Annotated in this window: 14 protein-coding genes and 1 pseudogene; 8 read left to right on the top strand and 7 right to left on the bottom strand. The window is 54.6% G+C overall.

Annotated features, from left to right (window positions below; all coding sequences use genetic code 11):
* Positions 1-15: 15 nt before the first annotated feature.
* On the bottom strand, positions 16-1137 hold the full coding sequence (locus PFRI_RS02135; protein WP_072629109.1) for a serine/threonine protein kinase: 1122 nt from the start codon (positions 1135-1137) through the stop codon (positions 16-18).
* A 164-nt stretch (positions 1138-1301) separates the two neighbouring features.
* Here PFRI_RS02135 and PFRI_RS02140 point away from each other — a divergent pair, with 164 nt between their 5' ends.
* From PFRI_RS02140 to PFRI_RS02180, 8 genes and pseudogenes are all read left to right on the top strand, one after another.
* A complete protein-coding gene (locus PFRI_RS02140) occupies positions 1302-2378 on the top strand; it encodes a type III PLP-dependent enzyme domain-containing protein (protein WP_072629110.1) in 1077 nt (358 codons plus the stop codon).
* Between the two features lie 232 nt (positions 2379-2610).
* Positions 2611-3735, top strand: coding sequence for a hypothetical protein (locus tag PFRI_RS02150; RefSeq protein WP_072629112.1), 1125 nt, complete (start codon positions 2611-2613; stop codon positions 3733-3735).
* A 72-nt stretch (positions 3736-3807) separates the two neighbouring features.
* Complete coding sequence (locus PFRI_RS02155; protein WP_072629113.1) at positions 3808-5739, top strand: ATP-binding protein; 1932 nt, start codon at positions 3808-3810, stop codon at positions 5737-5739.
* Positions 5740-5909: 170 nt separating this feature from the next.
* Positions 5910-6401 carry a hypothetical protein gene (locus PFRI_RS02160; protein ID WP_072629114.1) on the top strand — a complete coding sequence of 164 codons (492 nt, stop codon included), beginning with the start codon at positions 5910-5912 and terminating at the stop codon, positions 6399-6401.
* Complete coding sequence (locus PFRI_RS02165; RefSeq protein WP_072629115.1) at positions 6398-7768, top strand: DUF6638 family protein; 1371 nt, start codon at positions 6398-6400, stop codon at positions 7766-7768. Before PFRI_RS02160 ends, PFRI_RS02165 begins: the two co-directional genes overlap by 4 nt.
* A gap of 1 nt (position 7769) precedes the next feature.
* The gene (locus PFRI_RS02170; RefSeq protein ID WP_072629116.1) at positions 7770-8039 is read left to right on the top strand and encodes a hypothetical protein; all 270 of its coding nucleotides are present in this window, start codon (positions 7770-7772) and stop codon (positions 8037-8039) included.
* A 14-nt stretch (positions 8040-8053) separates the two neighbouring features.
* Positions 8054-8673, top strand: a pseudogene (locus PFRI_RS02175) (DUF1523 family protein).
* A 15-nt stretch (positions 8674-8688) separates the two neighbouring features.
* The gene (locus tag PFRI_RS02180) at positions 8689-8982 is read left to right on the top strand and encodes a DUF1330 domain-containing protein (RefSeq protein WP_072629117.1); all 294 of its coding nucleotides are present in this window, start codon (positions 8689-8691) and stop codon (positions 8980-8982) included.
* Positions 8983-9019: 37 nt separating this feature from the next.
* Here the strand turns inward: PFRI_RS02180 and PFRI_RS02185 are convergent, their stop codons facing one another.
* The 6 genes from PFRI_RS02185 to xsc all read right to left on the bottom strand — a co-directional run bounded on the left by PFRI_RS02185 (position 9020) and on the right by xsc (position 17180).
* Entirely contained in the window at positions 9020-9892 is an 873-nt protein-coding gene (locus PFRI_RS02185) for a dimethyl sulfoxide reductase anchor subunit family protein (RefSeq protein WP_072629118.1), read from the bottom strand.
* Positions 9892-10665, bottom strand: coding sequence for a 4Fe-4S dicluster domain-containing protein (locus PFRI_RS02190; protein WP_072629119.1), 774 nt, complete (start codon positions 10663-10665; stop codon positions 9892-9894). The genes PFRI_RS02185 and PFRI_RS02190 overlap by 1 nt, the downstream gene beginning before the upstream one ends.
* A gap of 82 nt (positions 10666-10747) precedes the next feature.
* A complete protein-coding gene (locus PFRI_RS02195) occupies positions 10748-13567 on the bottom strand; it encodes a molybdopterin oxidoreductase family protein (RefSeq protein ID WP_072629120.1) in 2820 nt (939 codons plus the stop codon).
* A 30-nt stretch (positions 13568-13597) separates the two neighbouring features.
* Complete coding sequence (locus PFRI_RS02200; protein ID WP_072629121.1) at positions 13598-14347, bottom strand: TSUP family transporter; 750 nt, start codon at positions 14345-14347, stop codon at positions 13598-13600.
* Positions 14344-15396, bottom strand: coding sequence for a phosphate acetyltransferase (pta, locus tag PFRI_RS02205; protein WP_175549223.1), 1053 nt, complete (start codon positions 15394-15396; stop codon positions 14344-14346). The genes PFRI_RS02200 and pta overlap by 4 nt, the downstream gene beginning before the upstream one ends.
* Positions 15397-15401: 5 nt before the next feature.
* Positions 15402-17180 carry a sulfoacetaldehyde acetyltransferase gene (gene xsc, locus PFRI_RS02210; protein WP_072629122.1) on the bottom strand — a complete coding sequence of 593 codons (1779 nt, stop codon included), beginning with the start codon at positions 17178-17180 and terminating at the stop codon, positions 15402-15404.
* Positions 17181-17302: the final 122 nt, after the last annotated feature.

Genomic DNA, 17302 nt, shown 5'->3' on the forward strand with positions numbered 1-17302 from the left:
ATCGAACTTTAGGTTTTACATATTCGGAAAGTAATCTTCGCACTCGCCGTCGCGGTACACATCTGCTGTGCAACAGTGCAAACCACCACCAAACGCGTAGGCATCGCGCAGCTCTACTTCGACAACTTCCATGCCAAGCTTGTCCATCTGCTCAGCCTGATAGACCTCTGATTTTTCCACACAGACGGTTTTCGGATCAAGCACCAACACATTCATGCTGAGCCACGTAGACGAGTAGCACAACGGCGGCGGGGTGTTATGCGCGGGCTGCGCACTGTCCACGATCTCCCAATCATTGCCTTCAAACATCTTGCGTTGATCTTCCGGCAAACGACGCTGTGGGTTGTTGAGAATGAGACCAGGGCGCAAAGGTGTGAAGGTGGCGTCAATGTGGATCGGATAGGGATCACCCGGGAAATTCACCGTGTGTACGCGGTGATCGGGGAAGTGACGGCGTAGCCATTCAATCCCTTTAAGGTTCGTCGTGAAACCGTGCTGCACGACCAAGTCCTTGCCGAAACGCAAAACGTCCGCCGCATCGAACAAAGGCTCTTCTTCGGTGGTCACAAAGAACTTCTGTTCCGCCCATTCCAAACGCTTTGCATCGCCGATCTTTTCGCTCAGATAGTCAGGGTGATAATCCGCATCCGTCAAACGCGGCTTGGGTGCGCTTTCATGGCGGAACTTAGGATCTTCGTTAAAGTACTGCTGCATGAGAGGGCGATAATTCAGATACTCAAACCAGCGGCAGCGATAGGACATCGTCGCTTCTAGCATCTCGTGACCAACGGTGAGCAAGACATCGCGGGGCGGCATACAGCCAAACTGGCTTTCCGTATGAAAATCAGGTGTCGTTGCAGGCACAGAGTGATCAATTGACGTCGGACGATCAACACGTAGACCACGCTTTTCAAGCATCCCCGCGAAATTGTCCAAAAGCTCGTTCGCGCGATCAATCGTTTCTTGCGGACGGCGTCCCCATTGACCGCGCATGTCGCTGTCCTCGGGGACTTTTGCGTCCAATGCGGGCTCCTCTGGTGGAATGTGGCAATCATCGGCGCGACCCACGATCACGTGGCGCAATGTGTCCCATTCGTTCCAGCTTTTGACTTCGGTTTTATCAGCTGACCAGCTCATCACGCGCTCCTATATGCACAGTTTTGCAGCATCTTTAACGATGCCGCTTCCCAACTGCCACGAGTTTTGCGACACTCAAACGGATTCTTGCGGTATGAAGTGATGTAAATCTGCTTAACATAACTATATTAACACCAAGACCAAATAAGACGGGAGAATTTTATATGTCAGATTTTGCAAGCCAAGTGGCTGAATCGCAAAGCCAAGTTGCCGAGGCGCAGTCCAAAATTTCCGAACTCACCAGCCGTATCGAAGTTGCGCGCCAAAAGATGAAGGCGGGCGATGATGCGATGATCGATATCGAAAACGCGAGCCTTGAAGACGTGCACGCCCACACAGACGTGATGAACGCCAATATCGCAGAGCTGATTATGGGCCTCGATGACGTCACAGCCGCGTTCTCCAAAGACTTTGATGAGATGCGCAATAAGACGGGTTGGGAAAGCTTTGTCGGGATTTTCGCAGGTGCGAAATCAGATGCGATGCGCCAAGAGCGTGTGCGCACGGCCTCGATCGATGACAAGCTGCAAGACCTGATTTCGAAATCCGACGTGATCACCAAATTGCTTCAAGGGCAGCTGGGTGTTTTGAATGATCAAAAGACCAAAGTTGAAGCGAACTTGGCGGAAACGCTAGACGAACGTGAATTTACGGTGGGCGAGCTGGAAGGCGTTAAGCAGGACATCATGGCGATGGATCCGAAGATTATCGCTTTGGAAAATAAGATCGCCGTTGAACAAGACGCCGCCGCACGCACCAAGCTGGAAACAGAGCTGGCGGATATGAACGCCAAGTACAACGAGTTGGTGCAGTCAGAGCAGGTCAAGTTGGCGAAGTCACAGACGCTTGAGCGCTACATCGAAAAGGGCAAAACCTGGATTGATAGTTTGCAGAACCAAGCGGCGACGCAGATGGTTTTGATCAACAAGCTAGAGACGGACACGAAGCAACGTGTGGTTCTCTACGATGCTCTGACCAAATCCTTGAAGACTGCGCAGCAGCAAGACGTGGCGCACCGGATCAACGAGATTGGCGTCGAGACTGATCAAGAAGCCCAAACCGCCATGGCCGCGATAGGCACAGCTACGAACCAGCGTATGGCCGACATGATGGAAGCGCATGAGGATCACATGGTCTTTGCGCGGGAAGTGTTGGAAGCGAAAGCGAAGGCGGACGAGCGTTTCGCGCGTAGGTTTGCGCAGATCGTCGAGAAGCATGATAGCAATGCGTATGGTGGGTAACGACAGCTGTGCGGTGCATTAAGTTTGGCCTATTGCTCAGCCTTTTGGCGATCTTAGCGCCTTTGATCGGGGCGTACGTCAGGGATGCCGGCGATGCCGGCTTAGGCTGGCTGTCTGCATTGGCGGGCTGGGTCTATTTCGTAGGGTTCATTGCCTTTCCAACGGCTCTCTTTCTCGGAGTTGCGTTGATATTGGCTGGTTCGGTTTTGGTATTTCGGAAGTGGGGCAATACGTGACCGATCCAACCCAAGATCACGCTGGTCTCAGTGATGCCTTCGCCTCGCGCCGCTATTTCCGCAAGTTCGGGAAAATAACGCAACATCTGACTCGGGTCGCTGGTGTTATGCAAGCGGAAGGGCGGCTCAGTAAAGCGGATGTTGAAGTCATCACGCGCTATGTGACGAAGCTCTCCTTCACCTTTCGCGCACTTAGCATGAAATACCTGCTGGTCGGGCGCGACACAGGCCAGTTCTTTGGCTCGCTCTCAATGGACACGCGCGAGAGCGGGTTTCCGGTGCATCGCGAATTGCTGACCATGGCGAATGATGCGGCGCAGGCGGAAAAGCATCTGGCGAATATGCCCTCTGTGGAGCAATACAAAGAACAAATGGTGCGCCGCATTGTGGGCGATCAGGAATTGCCGACGAAGCTGCAATTTGCCCTGTCTCAACGGCTTTATTACGAGGAACTCGCGCGCGGGGAATTGTTTTGGGCACAGAATGATCCTGAGTGCGTTTGGGTTGAGAACTTGGCTGATGGACGGCGCAAGTTTCTTATTCATTGGGCGGTCTATGACAGCCAAGTGAACTTGCCTGTGGTCTATTTGATGGAGCTTGAAGACAGCGGACGCAATGCTCTGCCCAAAGATCAATATCGTTGGCCAGAAGTGCAAGCGCATCTGATGGGGCAAGCGCTGGCTGGGCTGAAGTTGCTCACAATTGCCAAAGGCTTTGATGAGACGTTCGACGATCTGCACCCTAAAGGTCTGCGGCGTTTCCATTTGGGTCCGATGTACTCCCACGGCTATACGCGTCAGTCCGGCCCTTTGCATGATGTTCTGGCCGAGGCGAAAGCGCCCGAAGGCGAAGATTGGGCGCTGGCGTGGACGCGCGAAGAGTTGGAAAGCGAGCGTGTTGAGAAAGAACGCGCTGGCTGGTTCGGGACTGTGGATCGCGAGGTCTTTGCGCTTGATCCTTTCGCGGGGCGCGGTGCGGATACAGGAGCTACGCGAATGGAGCGGAGCATCATTTTGCCGCAACGACCTTATCAGGTTTTGGAAGAAAAGAACCCGCCCGGTTTTTCGAGCGTGCGCAAGTTTGTGGTGAGCTCTGGCGGGCGTGTGCTCAGCTATCGATGACACCTTTTGTGGCGTCGTCCCCTCCGGGGGAAGTTTATTTGGAAAGATGAAGACATTTCGGGAGTGAGTTGAATGAGCGTGACAGCGGATCAGATGGAATTGCGTGAAGCGGATATTGAAAAGCATTACGGTGCGGCTTTGGCGTTGTTGCAAGGTTTCGACCACACGCCGCGTGTGGCCAAGGGTCGCGACGTTGCCGTCAAGAAATCGGCTGGCATTGGTACTCGGCGGCGGTTCCGCTCGACGACGCCGGGTTTGGTGACACGATCTACTGCGCGCGCTGAAGGGGTTCAGCTTTTGGCGCGTATTGAAGGCGCGGATGGCGGCGAGGCACTGGTGTCGCCGTTGCAAGCGAGCGTGATGAATGCGTTGCGCCGCGCTTTGGCGATTTCTATGGCGGTCGCGGAGAATTATGCAGAGCAGGTTGGGTTAAGCGATTTGAAACGCGCCAATTTGGGCGGCGGTGTTTCGACTGCTAAAAAGGCTGAGTTTTCCGAGATGCTCACGGCAGAGGCGCTGATTTCGCTCTATGTGTTTGCGTCGGCGTCCTCGTTCTTGCTGGCGTCCCATGCGAGCGAAGTGTCTGTGACTTTGGGCGATGTTGAGGAAATTTTGACCGACAACGCGCCTTTGGCCTTGCACGGCGTTTTGTGGGAGTTGGATCAGGACATTGCGGATCACGCGGATGATGATCCCAAACTGATCGCGACTGTGAGTGCATATGCCGAAGCGTTGATGGACAAGGTCGCCGCGCGCGCTGGGTCAACGGGTCGTTTAGAGGCGTTTACGTCGGCGACTTGGAAGGTCGAAGCGGATGATTTCGTGGTCAATGGGTTTACACCCGCGTCCAAGGGCAAAGCGTCCAAGCTGACCATGACATTCAAGAAGCCGAACGAAGTCGTTGGCAACCACATCGCCAAGTACCAGTCGATGAAGCTCGCCAAAATGCTGATGGCTTATGATTTCGAGCGCCGCTTGAATCCGTTTGCCGATCTAGGTGGGTTCATCTTTACCTTCATGGGGGACGGTGCGCCGGGGACGGGAAAAACCACGCTGATCCAGATGATGGCAGGGCTGATTTCGGGCTATTGCGAGACGGCGGGATACCCGTTCCGTTACCAGAACCTATCAACCGATAATATCGACAGCTACCAAGGTAAGTCCGGCCAAAATGCCAAGGCATTTATCAATAATATCATCGACCCGTCCGTAATTGGCTTTGGTACGATTGACGATATCGACCAGCTTGCGGGTAAACGTGGGGATCGACAGTCTTCTGCGGGGCAGCTCGAAATTACCGCCGTTCTGATGGAGAGTTTTGCGGGCGCTAACACTGTTGTGCGCGGGAATTGTACGTTTGGGATGTTCTCTAACTACCCCGAAAACGTCGATGATGCGCTGCGCCAACGCGCCGGTGCTCGCTTCCTCGTGGATGGTCCGCAAACGCGCGATGATTATATCGACATCCTCTATCTGCTTATGGGCAAGAACCACGATATTCCGCTGGGCGAGCATGATGTGTTCGAGGCGCAAGCGATCCAAAAGGCGGTTGCAGCCAGCTTTGCCAGCCATGGCAGGCCGCATGAGGAAGGGCTGGCTGTGGTCTTTGACGCTGTGCAAAGCCAAGTGGGTGAGTTGGATACGATTGCGAAACTCGGCACCTATTTGAAAGGGATTCAGGAGGCGGATGAACGTTTCACAGGGCGCGCGATCAAGAACATCACGGACGCTGTAAAAGTGCGCGCGATGGACTTTGAATTGCCCGATGAATGGATGGAAGAGCCTGAGTTGTTCCTGTTCAAAGACTATGACGCCAAGAAAGGCATGATCTCCGAGCTACGCAAGCCGATCACGGTGGAAATGGTCGTTCAAGAGATCAACCGTTACGCCGATAGTGAGTTCCGCTATGCCGACAAGAGCGATGAAGTCGCGATTGATGTGATGGTGCGGGATTACGAGCGCACAGAGGTGGCGAAGAAGCGGTATTTGGAGAGCAAGGGATGAAGCGGATGCGGGACATACTCGGTTGGTTCTTTCTGGTCACGCCTGTGGTTTGGGTGGTGCGTCTGTTTATGCGCAAGCGGGTTAAGGGATGATGTATCGCCAACTGCAAGGGATCGAAGAATTTGGTCAATCTTGGAATTTGGCGGCGATTTCTAATTTGGATACACAGCATGAAATTTGACTTTATCGATATCCTAAGTGCTTGGATAGACGAGCGACAGGCTTTGCTGATCCTTATCGTTATGCCTTTACTAACACTGATTGTAACATGGAGGATAAACAAAGCATCAGAGAGGCGTGCGTTCCAACAGCGCCTAATCGAGCGGAGCTTGTCACGACAATTGAAATTGGCAGATTTTCGGCAAAGATGGATTGATGAAATGCGGGATGACATCGCGGAATATTCTGCTTTGACTTGGAACTCAGAGATTAACACTGGCGTTGAGTCACAGAAAGCGTTGGTTACCCTTCAGGCGCGAATTCTCATGCGAATGAACCCTGATGACATCGACTATCCAAAATTACAAAGTGCCCTGGCAACGCCTGTTGCCGATCAAAACGAAGGGCGTAAAGCTTTGGCAATCGTAGCAAGAGGCATTCTCAAACGTGAATGGGAGCGTCTTAAGGCTGATCTCGAAGATATTGAAGTATCACCCCAATGATCCACCTCATCCAACGCGGCCTCATGTTTGGCAATCTCATCCACGTGCAAAGCGCAGCGCTGATCGAACGCTATAACCGTGCGCTCAAGCATCTGGCGAACCACCAAACCAAACTCACCGATTTTCATATCGATATTTCTGGCTACTCGCCCGAGATCGGGGATGAGTTGGATGACCCTCTCTACCTCAACCACGCTGGAGTGAACCGCCAGTTCATCCTGCTCACCACCGATCAGAAAAACGCGCCGTTGCTGAATGCGAAATTCTCGACCTCTAGGGAAATTCTTAAGGAATTTATCCTAAAGAACGAACCACAGCTCTTTGCGCTGACCGCGCGCGACGCGGTGGCAGGTGAACTGGTGAATTCGGTTTATAGCGTCGATGGCCCTGCAAAGCTGTTTGATATTCGACGGGTCAAGATCGAGGCCGACACGACAAGCGGCACAGTGGCTGAAGCGCAAGCGCTGGCGGACAATGTAGACCGTTTCATGCGCGAGGAAGATGCGTGGTTCGATGATGTGCTGATCGCGGACATGATCACATCGGCCAAACGCACGGGCGATGTCACGCGCAATCCTATCGCGCTTGATCTGATGGAATTCGAGCAGCGCAATTTCTGGACGGCGCATTTCGGCGGGCTCTATGTGTTCCAAGGGATGGATCATCCGGCTTTGATTTCATCAGGGATGAAAGAGGCGCTGGGCAAACTGCCGATCAAATATGTGTTCGACACAAAGGACCGCAATCAGATTGCGAAGTTCTTGGAATATAACGACCTCGCGGAACCTATCGTCAAAGCGCGCGGCATCGATGCGGCGGCGATTTTGCGTCAGAAGATGGATTTCATCGTTGTGGATGTGGCGCAAGAAAGCGGGATTGATCTGGCAGGGGCGACGCGGCGCGACATTCGCGCGCTCGCACGGCGTCATGCACAGGACTTACCGGAAGAGTTTCACGGTCTCGCAGATTTGCTGCGCTGGGCGGAAGAGGGGGGCAAGTGGCCGCGCATTACCTCGGATCATCCGGCCTATTTCTACACGCTACGCAGTGCTGATCACGGCAATCGCGACTTGGTTAATATGCTGCTGTCGCAGCTTAGCCCAAAGGACGTGCGGCAGTTGTTCATTTGTCACAAAGAGCTGTTCTACCAACTCTACGCGACGTGGCATGACACCAAAAAATCCTATGTGGCGGAATTTCTGGAACGCGAGTATCAAGTGGACAAAGCTGGCGCGCGCGCTGCGCTCTTCGGGCATGAACCCGAGATGGAGCAACCTGTGCCCGCGCCAAAGAAAGACGGCCCATGGGGCGTCAGTGAGAAAAAGATAGCTGCCGTTGGCCCATGGGGCGCGGTGAGGGGGAAATAGGATGTTTGCACTCGCACGGCTGGTCGTTGTCGGATTTTTCGTACTGACGATTGTGTATATTTGCCTGTCGCTCTATTCGCGCTCTGTACGACGCGACAAGTTGGAAACCGAGTGGCGCGAGGGTGGTACAGAGGGTGCGAACATCGAAGAGTTTGTACAAAAAGGGCTCGAAGAGTATGATGGGTCCTTGCGACGCAAACTCATCCTAGGGGTTTATGTCATTCCGATCGGCATCGTTTCGTTCATCATCTACGCTACGAATTTTATGTAAGAGGAGCCTGATCGATGGGCTATATCAAATGGACGTTCTGGATCACTTTCTGGGTCTTGGTCGCGTCCTTTTTTCACTACACGCTGCCGCAACACGACGTGGCGCGCATCACCGATACTTATGAAAAACGGATCGACTTTGGTGAGAATTCGCTTTTCTGGGCAAGTGCGGACACGGGCAATGCGGTCACATCTGTGAACCGCGATGTGTTTTTCATCCAAACGCGCCTGAGCAATGACAACGTGATGGTGTATCGCAACGAGGATACAGGCTGGGGATGGCCACCATATTTCAAGTTCGACACTACGAATTTGCAGGCTGAAGCATCCGATCTAAAGTCAGTGGCTGAGACGCCGCAATGGGTGGTCATCAAGCACTACGGCTGGCGCAACGAATTCATGTCGATCTTCCCGAACGCGGTCAGTGTGCGCGCAGTGGATGATCCCAATGTGCGCATGATCCCATGGCTCAACATCACATTCTGATCATCTTCTTCGCCTTCGTATGGGCGATCTGGGTTCGCTGTCGTCGCTTCCGCGAGGCGAATATTGATCCAGTGCTGGAAGACGCAGGTGATAGCATCGCCAACACCAGTGACGGTGTGAAGAAATGGTTTGGAAGCTGGCGCAAGTGATGCGCGTCTAGAGCTATGCCAAATGTCGTCGTCACGGCGAGACTATGGGTGAAAGACGCGCGCTTTGCAGACTTTGAAGCGTTTGAAGCGCGCGCGTTTCAAATCATGGCTCGCCACGGTGCAGAGATCGTTCTGATCGAGCAGGATCACGCACAAGTATTGCGTGACGGGCCGCACGAAACACATGTTTTGAGATTTCCAAGCCGTGAAGCCTTTGACGCCTATCGCGTCGATCCAGAGCTGTTGGAGATGTCCAATCTGCGCGCGGTGTGCATCCTGAGGACGGAAGTCAGCTTGCGTCAAGAGTGACGCCCACCATGCTAGGTGGACGTCATAGTAGTCGCTTTTAGCGTTTGCCGTAGTACAAGCCCACAACGTGTTCTGCTTGTGCGAAGAACAGCCAGCGCGATGTCAGGATGCCTGCGACGTGGCACAGCACCGCAACCAGCGCGAAGAAGTGACCAAAGGGCAGTAGCAAGAAGATCAGCGGCAGGGCAAAGCCCAGAACCATCGCAATCGCGCGTAGTTTGAAGGCGTGCTTGCGACCCACCACATGGATGAATTCGCGCATCAGATAGTTGGTGCCGGTGTGCGGAGGTTCAAACGCTTTGACCTTGCCGATATGGCCAAGGCCTGTTGCCGTTTCCATGTTTGTGCCAGAGGCGGCAAAGCGTCCGTCGCCCATGATCCAATAGGCGACTTGTATGCCTGCTGAAATGATTAGGAACGGAATTGCCAGCGTGATTTGACCCGCGAGCAAAGCGCCGCCTGTGATAGAAAGCGCCATGAACAGCGGGCTTGTCAGGGGCATATTCCAGCGCGGCACTGTCTTGAGCTGCGCGTAGATCATCGACGTCGTGTAGACCGTTGCCAGCGACAAAATCGCGCCAATGCCACCGATAAGACCCCAATGCTGCGCAAAGAACACGCGGCCAATACCGTAAATGCCCATAACAACAAGGGCCGCTACAGCACAGATACCTTCGCGCGATAGCCAGCTAGAACGCCACTGGCTGAACGCCTTGATTGCGCGCTCAGGATGGCCAAGGTGAAAGGTTGAAAAAAGAAGACCACCAACCGCCAGAAGATAGGCGATGGTGAAGAAGACAAAGGCTGTGAACCCCGTTGAGCCGGGCATGCCAAGGCCGAGAAAGGTCAGCAGACCAAAGCCAAGGCCAGAGAGCGTGGTGAAGAGAATAATTGACGGCGCTGGATGCATTAGTTCGCTCCTCCGGCTGAAGTACCGGGCAATTTATCGAGCGCCTTGTCGAGCCAACCCAAGAAGCCGCCCGCGTCTTGCGCCACAGGCTCTAGGTAAGGCGCGAGGATGTCGAATTCTTCCATCGTGTCCTTGGGGCGTGGGGGCAAGTATTGGTTTACAGGTTTGGTGCCCATTTCTGGCATCAGATCGAAACCACCGCGCTCGGCAACCAGTTTGCTGACGTCAGAGTTTTCATCACCCAAGTCGCCAAAGTGACGCGCGCCTGACGGACATGTACGCACACACGCGGGCTGGCGATCTTCTTCAGGTAGATTTTCGTTGTAAATGCGATCTACGCAGAGGGTGCATTTTTTCATCACCTTCTCAGCTGCATCCATTTCGCGCGCGCCATATGGGCAAGCCCAAGCGCACAACCCGCAACCGATGCAATCTTGCTCGTTCACCAGCACGATACCGTCTTCAACACGCTTATAGCTTGCCCCAGTCGGGCAAACGGTGACGCAGGGCGCGTCTTCGCAGTGTAGGCAGGATTTAGGGAAGTGGATCAGCTGAGCTGCGCCCTCATCGGGCTGCACTTCGTAGCTGTGGACACGGTTGAGGAACGTTCCCGATGGATCGCCTCCGTAGGGGTTTTGATCCGACAGAGGCGCACCGTAGTTTTCGGTGTTCCAGCCTTTGCAAGACACGACGCAAGCATGACAGCCCACGCATGTATCAAGGTCGATAACGAGGCCGAGTTTCTTTTGGGTGCTGGTGGGCAGTGTGGTCATGATCTGGCCTCTGCTTTTGTTTGTTTAGGGCAGGACTGGGGTTCTACCCCAGACCCCAGGATATTTATGAAGAGAGGAAGCATCATGGTTTGGTTTTCCACTTCAGCTCGCTTGGGCCTGTGCCGACTGGGGATTTGATCGGTGGCATTGCCGGCTGGCTTTCGCTTGGCGGTGTTGTCGCTTTGGCGATCTTGACGCGAAGGTCGAACCAAGCGGCTTGGCCGGTGATCGGGTCAGAGTTCGCCCATCTGAGGCCATCACCCTTTGGGGGCATCAGCTCGTGAATAAGGTGATTGAGCAAGAAGCCTTTTGTGACCTCTGGCGCATCTTCCTCCAAGGCCCACGCGCCTTTGCGTTTGCCGATGGCGTTCCATGTCCAGACCGTGTTGGCGTTGAGCGCTGCCATTTCCATAACAGGCACAGTGATTTCTCCGTGCACGGAGCTGACCGTCGCCCAGTCTTCATCCTTCAACCCATGCTTTTGCATCAGGTTCGTCGGCAGATAGAGCGGGTTTCGGCCGTGGATCTGACGCAACCAAGCGTTCTGGCTACCCCATGAGTGATACATTGCCATTGGGCGTTGCGTCAGGGCGTGCACGGGGTATTCGTCTACATCTACAGCACTATCTTCAAACGGCTCGTACCAAATTGGTAGTGGATCCATCGTTGTTTTCACGCGCTCGCGCAAATGCTCGGGCGGCTGGCGCTCGCCATGCCCTTCGGCGGCGCGCTGGAATTTGCGCATCGGTTCAACATAAAGCTGGAACAGATAGGGTTCAGGCTTATCGATGATGCCCATCCCCACAGCCCACTCTTGATAAGCCATGTTCCAAGGCTTGTAGTAGTTTGCGCCCTCTGGAATGTGCTCCACAAAGAAGCCGCCATTCTCGATATAGGCATCAAGCTGGGCCTCATTGGCATCGCCGCGTCCGTTTTGCAGACCGTTCTCACCCATGCGCCAACCCGCGAGTGGGCCAATGCCCGGCTTGCGGATGTGGTTGGTGATGTAGTCGGCGTAATCGGCGTATTTCTGGGTTCCGTCCTCGTTTATGAAGCCTGGCAGATCAAGACGCGCACCGAGTTCGCAAAGCACAGACTGGAAACCGCGCACATCGCGGTCAGGTTCGATCACAGGCCAACGGATTGCATCAGCCGCAGCATCCGCTTCGCAGATCGGGCGATCGAGGAGCGAGATACAATCGTGACGCTCTAGGTACGTCGTGTCCGGCAGGATCAGGTCGGCATAAGCGACCATTTCAGAAGAATACGCATCAGAGTAGATGATCCGTGGGATCACATATTCGCCGGTTTCCTCGTTCTTGTCCGTCAGCATGTCGATGACGCCGCGCGTGTTCATCGAAGAATTCCACGCCATGTTCGCCATATACATGAACAGCGTGTCGATCTTGTAGGGATCACCCGCATGCGCGTTGGAAATGACCATGTGCATCATACCATGCGCGGACATGGGGTTTTCCCATGTAAACGCCTTGTCGATGCGCGCGGCAGTGCCGTCGGGCTTTAGCGCGAGATCATCAGGGCCATGGACGAAACCAAGGTGTGGACCATCAAGCGGCTTGCCCGGTGTCACGCCATAGTGTGGCTTGGGGTGGATCGTCGCAGGCTTTGGATAAGGGGGTTTGAAACGGAAACCACCGGGGACTTCGACGGTGCCGAGCAGGATTTGCAAGACATGCAAAGAGCGACAGGTCTGGAAGCCGTTGGAGTGCGCAGAAATACCGCGCATGGAGTGGAAGCTGACGGGGCGACCTGTCATTTTGCTATGGGTCTCGCCGCGGAAATCGGTCCACTCTTGATCCAGCTCAAAGCTTTCCTCAAACGCCACTCGCGCGATCTCGTTGGCGATACCGCGAATGCGCTCTGCGGAAATACCGCAACGCTCAGCGACGGCTTCGGGCGCGTATTCCTCGGACATGTAACGCTCTGCCATCAGGTGGAACACAGGCTTGTGCGTGATGCCCGCATGGCGATGCGTGGCGGAAAGATCGGGGCGCACGCCCTGTTGATCGAACGGTGTGAGCTTGCCTGTGTTGCGATCAATGACCAGCTCTTTGCCGGCCTCGTCCCGCATCAACAGACCTGTCTCAGCGTCCACCAAGACAGGGGCGTTGGTGTATTGCGCGAGATACTCAAGGTCGATTTTACCTGCCTTCATCAACTCATGCACAAGCGCGAGGATGAATAGACCGTCGGTGCCGGGCGTGATGCCGACCCATTCGTCTGCAACCGCGTTATAGCCAGAGCGGATCGGGTTCACGCCGATGATCTTGGCACCGCGTTCCTTGATTTTGCCGATGCCCATCTTGATCGGGTTACTGTCGTGATCTTCGGCCACGCCAAAGAGCATGAACAGCTTGGTGTAGTCCCAATCGGGCTGGCCAAATTCCCAGAACGCACCACCCATCGTGTAGATGCCAGCAGCGGCCATGTTCACGGAACAAAAGCCACCATGTGCCGCATAGTTTGGCGTGCCAAAGTGTTGCGCCCAGAAGGATGTGAACGATTGCGATTGATCACGACCTGTGAAGAACGCCAGTTTCTCAGGGTTTTCTGCACGAATGGGCGCTAGCCAGTCCGTAGCGATTGTCAGTGCCTCTTCCCATGAAATTTCTTCGAACTCACCCGATCCACGTGGACCAACACGCTTTAGCGGTGCTTTCAAACGCGACGGCGCGTTGACCTGCATGATGCCAGCAGACCCCTTGGCACATAAAACACCTTTGTTCACGGGATGGTCTTTGTTGCCCTCGATATAGGCGACTTTGCCCTCTTTCATGTGCACATTGATGCCGCAACGACACGCACACATATAGCAAGTTGTTTTGCGCACCTCGTCAGAGACGTGCGGGGAGAGGTCCAGTACCGGTTGGTCTTTGGGCATGTGTTGTAATCTCCCTTGAGGCGATGAGCTTTAGAATGCGAGACGGATCAGACCCAATGACGCCAAGAACATCAAGAGGCTGAGACAAAATGGACGGTAATAAGGTTCCCATTTGGGGCTGAAGAACTTCGTTCCAACGAACACGCCCAGCATTGAGATGGGGGCGAAGAACACGCCGCGCCATGCGGCTTGTGCGGTCATCACATCGAAGTAGAGCAGGAACAGGAACGACCCGAATGATGCTAGGAACAGGTACACAACCAGCGTGCCACGCATCATTTTTGCCGGTTGGTTTTGTGACAGCACATAGAGCGCGACGACCATGCCACCTACATGAGCCACGCCCGCTGCGATGCCTGCAACGATGCCCGAGATGAGCGTGCCGGGGCGGGTCGCAAGGCCCGGAATGCGCAAGCGCGCGAGTTGTAGGGCTGCAAGGGCGAGGATGATGCACAAGGCGATGAGTGTTGAGGTGTCGGTTGGCAACGATGTGGTGAGGCTTAGACCAATTGGCCAGCCAATGAAGTTACCCACGACGAGCAGGATCGCAATGGTGCGGTTCGCATCACGCCAACCGCCACCTGCCATTTGCAGGCTCGCGGCCATTTCCAAAAACCATAGAACCGGGATGAGTGAGATGGGCGAAATGATCGTCGCAGCAGAGGCCATAACCAATGCGGACAAAGCAAAACCAGCAAACCCGCGCACCAGACCCGCCGCAAAGCATATCACCCCGAGCAGCACGATTTGGTTCATCGTAAGATTGAGGAAAGCGCTCATGCGTTTTGCGCTTGCAAAGCAGTGACCGCAATCATCGCCAGAACATCACCCGCGGTGCATCCGCGCGAGAGATCATTCGCAGGCTTCGCGAGTCCTTGCAACACAGGTCCAATCGCAATCGCACCCCCGAAACGCTGCGCGAGTTTGTAGCCGATGTTACCTGCGTCAAGGTTCGGGAAGATCAGCACATTTGCGGCCCCTTGCACTGAACCAGTAGGTGCTTTCGAAGCTGCAACAGACGGGACAAGCGCTGCATCTAATTGCAACTCACCATCAACAATCAAATCAGGGCGCGCCGCTTTCAAAGCCTGCGTCGCCTCTTGAACCTTAGTAACGCGGTCATGCTTGGCAGAGCCATGCGTGGAGAAAGACAACATGCCAAGTTTAGGCGTATCGCCGACCAACGCCGCAAAGCTGTCAGCCGCTTGCGAAGCGATGCCAGCCAGTTCAGCGGCATCAGGATCAATCACCATTCCGCAATCGGAAAAGACCATTGCCGGTCGATCAAGTGGGTGATTTTCGGGCAAAATCATGAGGAAGAAGGAGGACACCAAAGGCTCAGACTTGGCCTTGCCAATGACCTGCAAAGCCGCACGAACCGTATCAGAGGTGGTCGCGACCGCGCCACCGATAGAACCATCGGCACGACCCGTTTCCACCAGCAAGGCAGCAAAGACCAATGGATCTAGTGTCGCTTTCTTCGCGAGCTCCAGAGACAGACCTTTATGGGCTCGCAGCTTGACGAAGCGTTCAGCGAGCGTGTCGAAAATCGCAGAATTTTCGGGGTCATGAACTTCGACGCCGGATGCGTCACTTAATTCAAACGTAGCCAGCGTGGCCTCAACATCAGCTTGAGACCCAACAAGATGCGCTTGTCGAATAAGTCCCGCGTTCAAAGCAGTAACAGCAGCTTCGACGATACGCGGATCACTGCCTTCAGCGAAAGCAATGGCTTTAGGGGCCGCCGCCGCCCGCGTCATTAAAGACGCAAGCGGCGGGAGCTTGTTTGCTTCATCTAGCAAAGCGGATGGGTTCGTTTTGCTAGACATCAGGTTTATACCGCCTGCTGAACCATGTCGTCGGCGCTGATGCCAGCAACCTCAACAGGCTTCTTCATCGCGTCGCGGCGGAATGGGTCACCAAGCTCTTGGTTGATCATCGCTTCGATCAGCGTCGTGATGCCGTTCTCCATCTGATCTTTAACCGCTTGCGCCAGCGCTGCTGTCAACTCGTCCTGCGTACGTGCAACGACGCCTTTCAGGCCACATGCGTTCGCGATACCTGCGTAGGATACTTGCTCGTCCAGCTCTGTGCCAACGAAGTTGTCGTCGAACCAGAGTGTGGAGTTACGCTTTTCCGCGCCCCACTGGTAGTTACGGAACACAACCTGTGTCATCGCAGGCCAATCGCCACGGCCAATCGCCGTCAGCTCGTTCATCGCGATGCCGAATGCGCCGTCGCCAGCAAAGCCGACAACCGGAACATCAGGGCAGCCGATCTTCGCGCCAGCAACCGCAGGCAGACCATAGCCACATGGACCAAACAGACCCGGTGCGAGGTACTTACGGCCCGCATCGAAGTCAGGGTAGGCGTTACCGATTGCGCAGTTGTTGCCGATGTCGGACGAAATGATCGCCTCACGCGGCAACGCCGCTTGAATGGCGCGCCATGCCATACGTGGGGACATCCAGTCAGGCTTGGCCGCACGCGCACGCACGTTCCAGTCTGTACCCGGATCATCCTGCTCTTCTGTCATGGAGGTCAGCTCTTGCGCCCAAGCAGATTTCGTTGTCGCGATATGCGCTTCACGCTCTTTGCGACCTGCATCGCCAGCATCGTCTGCCAACTGTGCAGTGATACCTTCGGCGACTTTCGCCGCGTCGCCAACGATACCGACAGTGACTTTCTTGGTCAGGCCGATACGATCAGGGTTGATATCAACCTGAATGATCTTCGCGTCTGCTGGCCAGTACTCGATGCCGTAACCTGGCAATGTGGAGAATGGGTTCAAACGTGTGCCAAGGCACAGAACAACGTCCGCGTCTTTGATCAACTGCATGCCTGCTTTGGAACCGTTATAGCCAAGTGGGCCTGCGAACAGCGGGTGGTTGCCCGGGAACGCGTCGTTGTGCTGGTAACCAACACAGACTGGTGCGCTTAGACGTTCTGCAAGAACTTTAGACGCTTCGATGCCGCCTTTGGACAAAACAACACCAGCGCCGTTCAAGATAACGGGGTTCTTCGCAGAGGACAAAAGTGCCGCTGCTTCTGCAACGGAGTTCGTACCACCGGAGGATGCTTCGAACTCGATCGGGTCTGCGATTTCTACGTCGATGACTTGTGTCCAGAAATCGCGTGGGATGTTGATCTGTGCAGGGCCGGACAAACGCTTGGCTTGGGAAATCACACGTGTCAGAACTTCGACGACGCGGGATGCGTCGCGGACTTCTTCTTGGTAGGAGACCATGTCTTCGAACAGTTTCATCTGCTCAACTTCTTGGAAACCGCCTTGACCGATTGTCTTGTTCGCAGCCTGTGGTGTTACGAGCAACAATGGTGTGTGGTTCCAGTAAGCCGTCTTAACAGCTGTGACGAAGTTGGTGATGCCCGGACCGTTTTGCGCGATCATCATGCTCATCTTGCCAGTTGCGCGGGTGTAGCCGTCCGCCATCATGCCGGCAGAACCTTCATGGGCGCAGTCCCAAAACTTGATGCCCGCTTTTGGGAAAATGTCAGAGATTGGCATCATCGCAGAACCGATAATACCGAATGCGTGTTCGATACCGTGACGTTGTAGAACCTTAACAAATGCTTCTTCGGTGGTCATCTTCATGGATGCGCTCCTCGGTTGAGTTTTGAGTAAAAAATTGGACCTGCAATAGAGGCAGGTGACTTATGCACTTCATATGGATCCAGAGAGATTCCGGTTAGCGCCAGTTGATAGCGCGAAATATG

This window comes from Planktotalea frisia (assembly GCF_001890925.1).
Lineage (GTDB): Bacteria > Pseudomonadota > Alphaproteobacteria > Rhodobacterales > Rhodobacteraceae > Planktotalea > Planktotalea frisia.

Coding starts and splice junctions, on each gene's coding strand:
- PFRI_RS02135 (WP_072629109.1), bottom strand. CDS start 1,137: ATGAGCTGGTCAGCTGATAAAACCGAAGTCAAAAGCTGGAACGAATGG.
- PFRI_RS02140 (WP_072629110.1), top strand. CDS start 1,302: ATGTCAGATTTTGCAAGCCAAGTGGCTGAATCGCAAAGCCAAGTTGCC.
- PFRI_RS02155 (WP_072629113.1), top strand. CDS start 3,808: ATGAGCGTGACAGCGGATCAGATGGAATTGCGTGAAGCGGATATTGAA.
- PFRI_RS02160 (WP_072629114.1), top strand. CDS start 5,910: ATGAAATTTGACTTTATCGATATCCTAAGTGCTTGGATAGACGAGCGA.
- PFRI_RS02165 (WP_072629115.1), top strand. CDS start 6,398: ATGATCCACCTCATCCAACGCGGCCTCATGTTTGGCAATCTCATCCAC.
- PFRI_RS02170 (WP_072629116.1), top strand. CDS start 7,770: ATGTTTGCACTCGCACGGCTGGTCGTTGTCGGATTTTTCGTACTGACG.
- PFRI_RS02180 (WP_072629117.1), top strand. CDS start 8,689: ATGCCAAATGTCGTCGTCACGGCGAGACTATGGGTGAAAGACGCGCGC.
- PFRI_RS02185 (WP_072629118.1), bottom strand. CDS start 9,892: ATGCATCCAGCGCCGTCAATTATTCTCTTCACCACGCTCTCTGGCCTT.
- PFRI_RS02190 (WP_072629119.1), bottom strand. CDS start 10,665: ATGACCACACTGCCCACCAGCACCCAAAAGAAACTCGGCCTCGTTATC.
- PFRI_RS02195 (WP_072629120.1), bottom strand. CDS start 13,567: ATGCCCAAAGACCAACCGGTACTGGACCTCTCCCCGCACGTCTCTGAC.
- PFRI_RS02200 (WP_072629121.1), bottom strand. CDS start 14,347: ATGAGCGCTTTCCTCAATCTTACGATGAACCAAATCGTGCTGCTCGGG.
- pta (WP_175549223.1), bottom strand. CDS start 15,396: ATGTCTAGCAAAACGAACCCATCCGCTTTGCTAGATGAAGCAAACAAG.
- xsc (WP_072629122.1), bottom strand. CDS start 17,180: ATGAAGATGACCACCGAAGAAGCATTTGTTAAGGTTCTACAACGTCAC.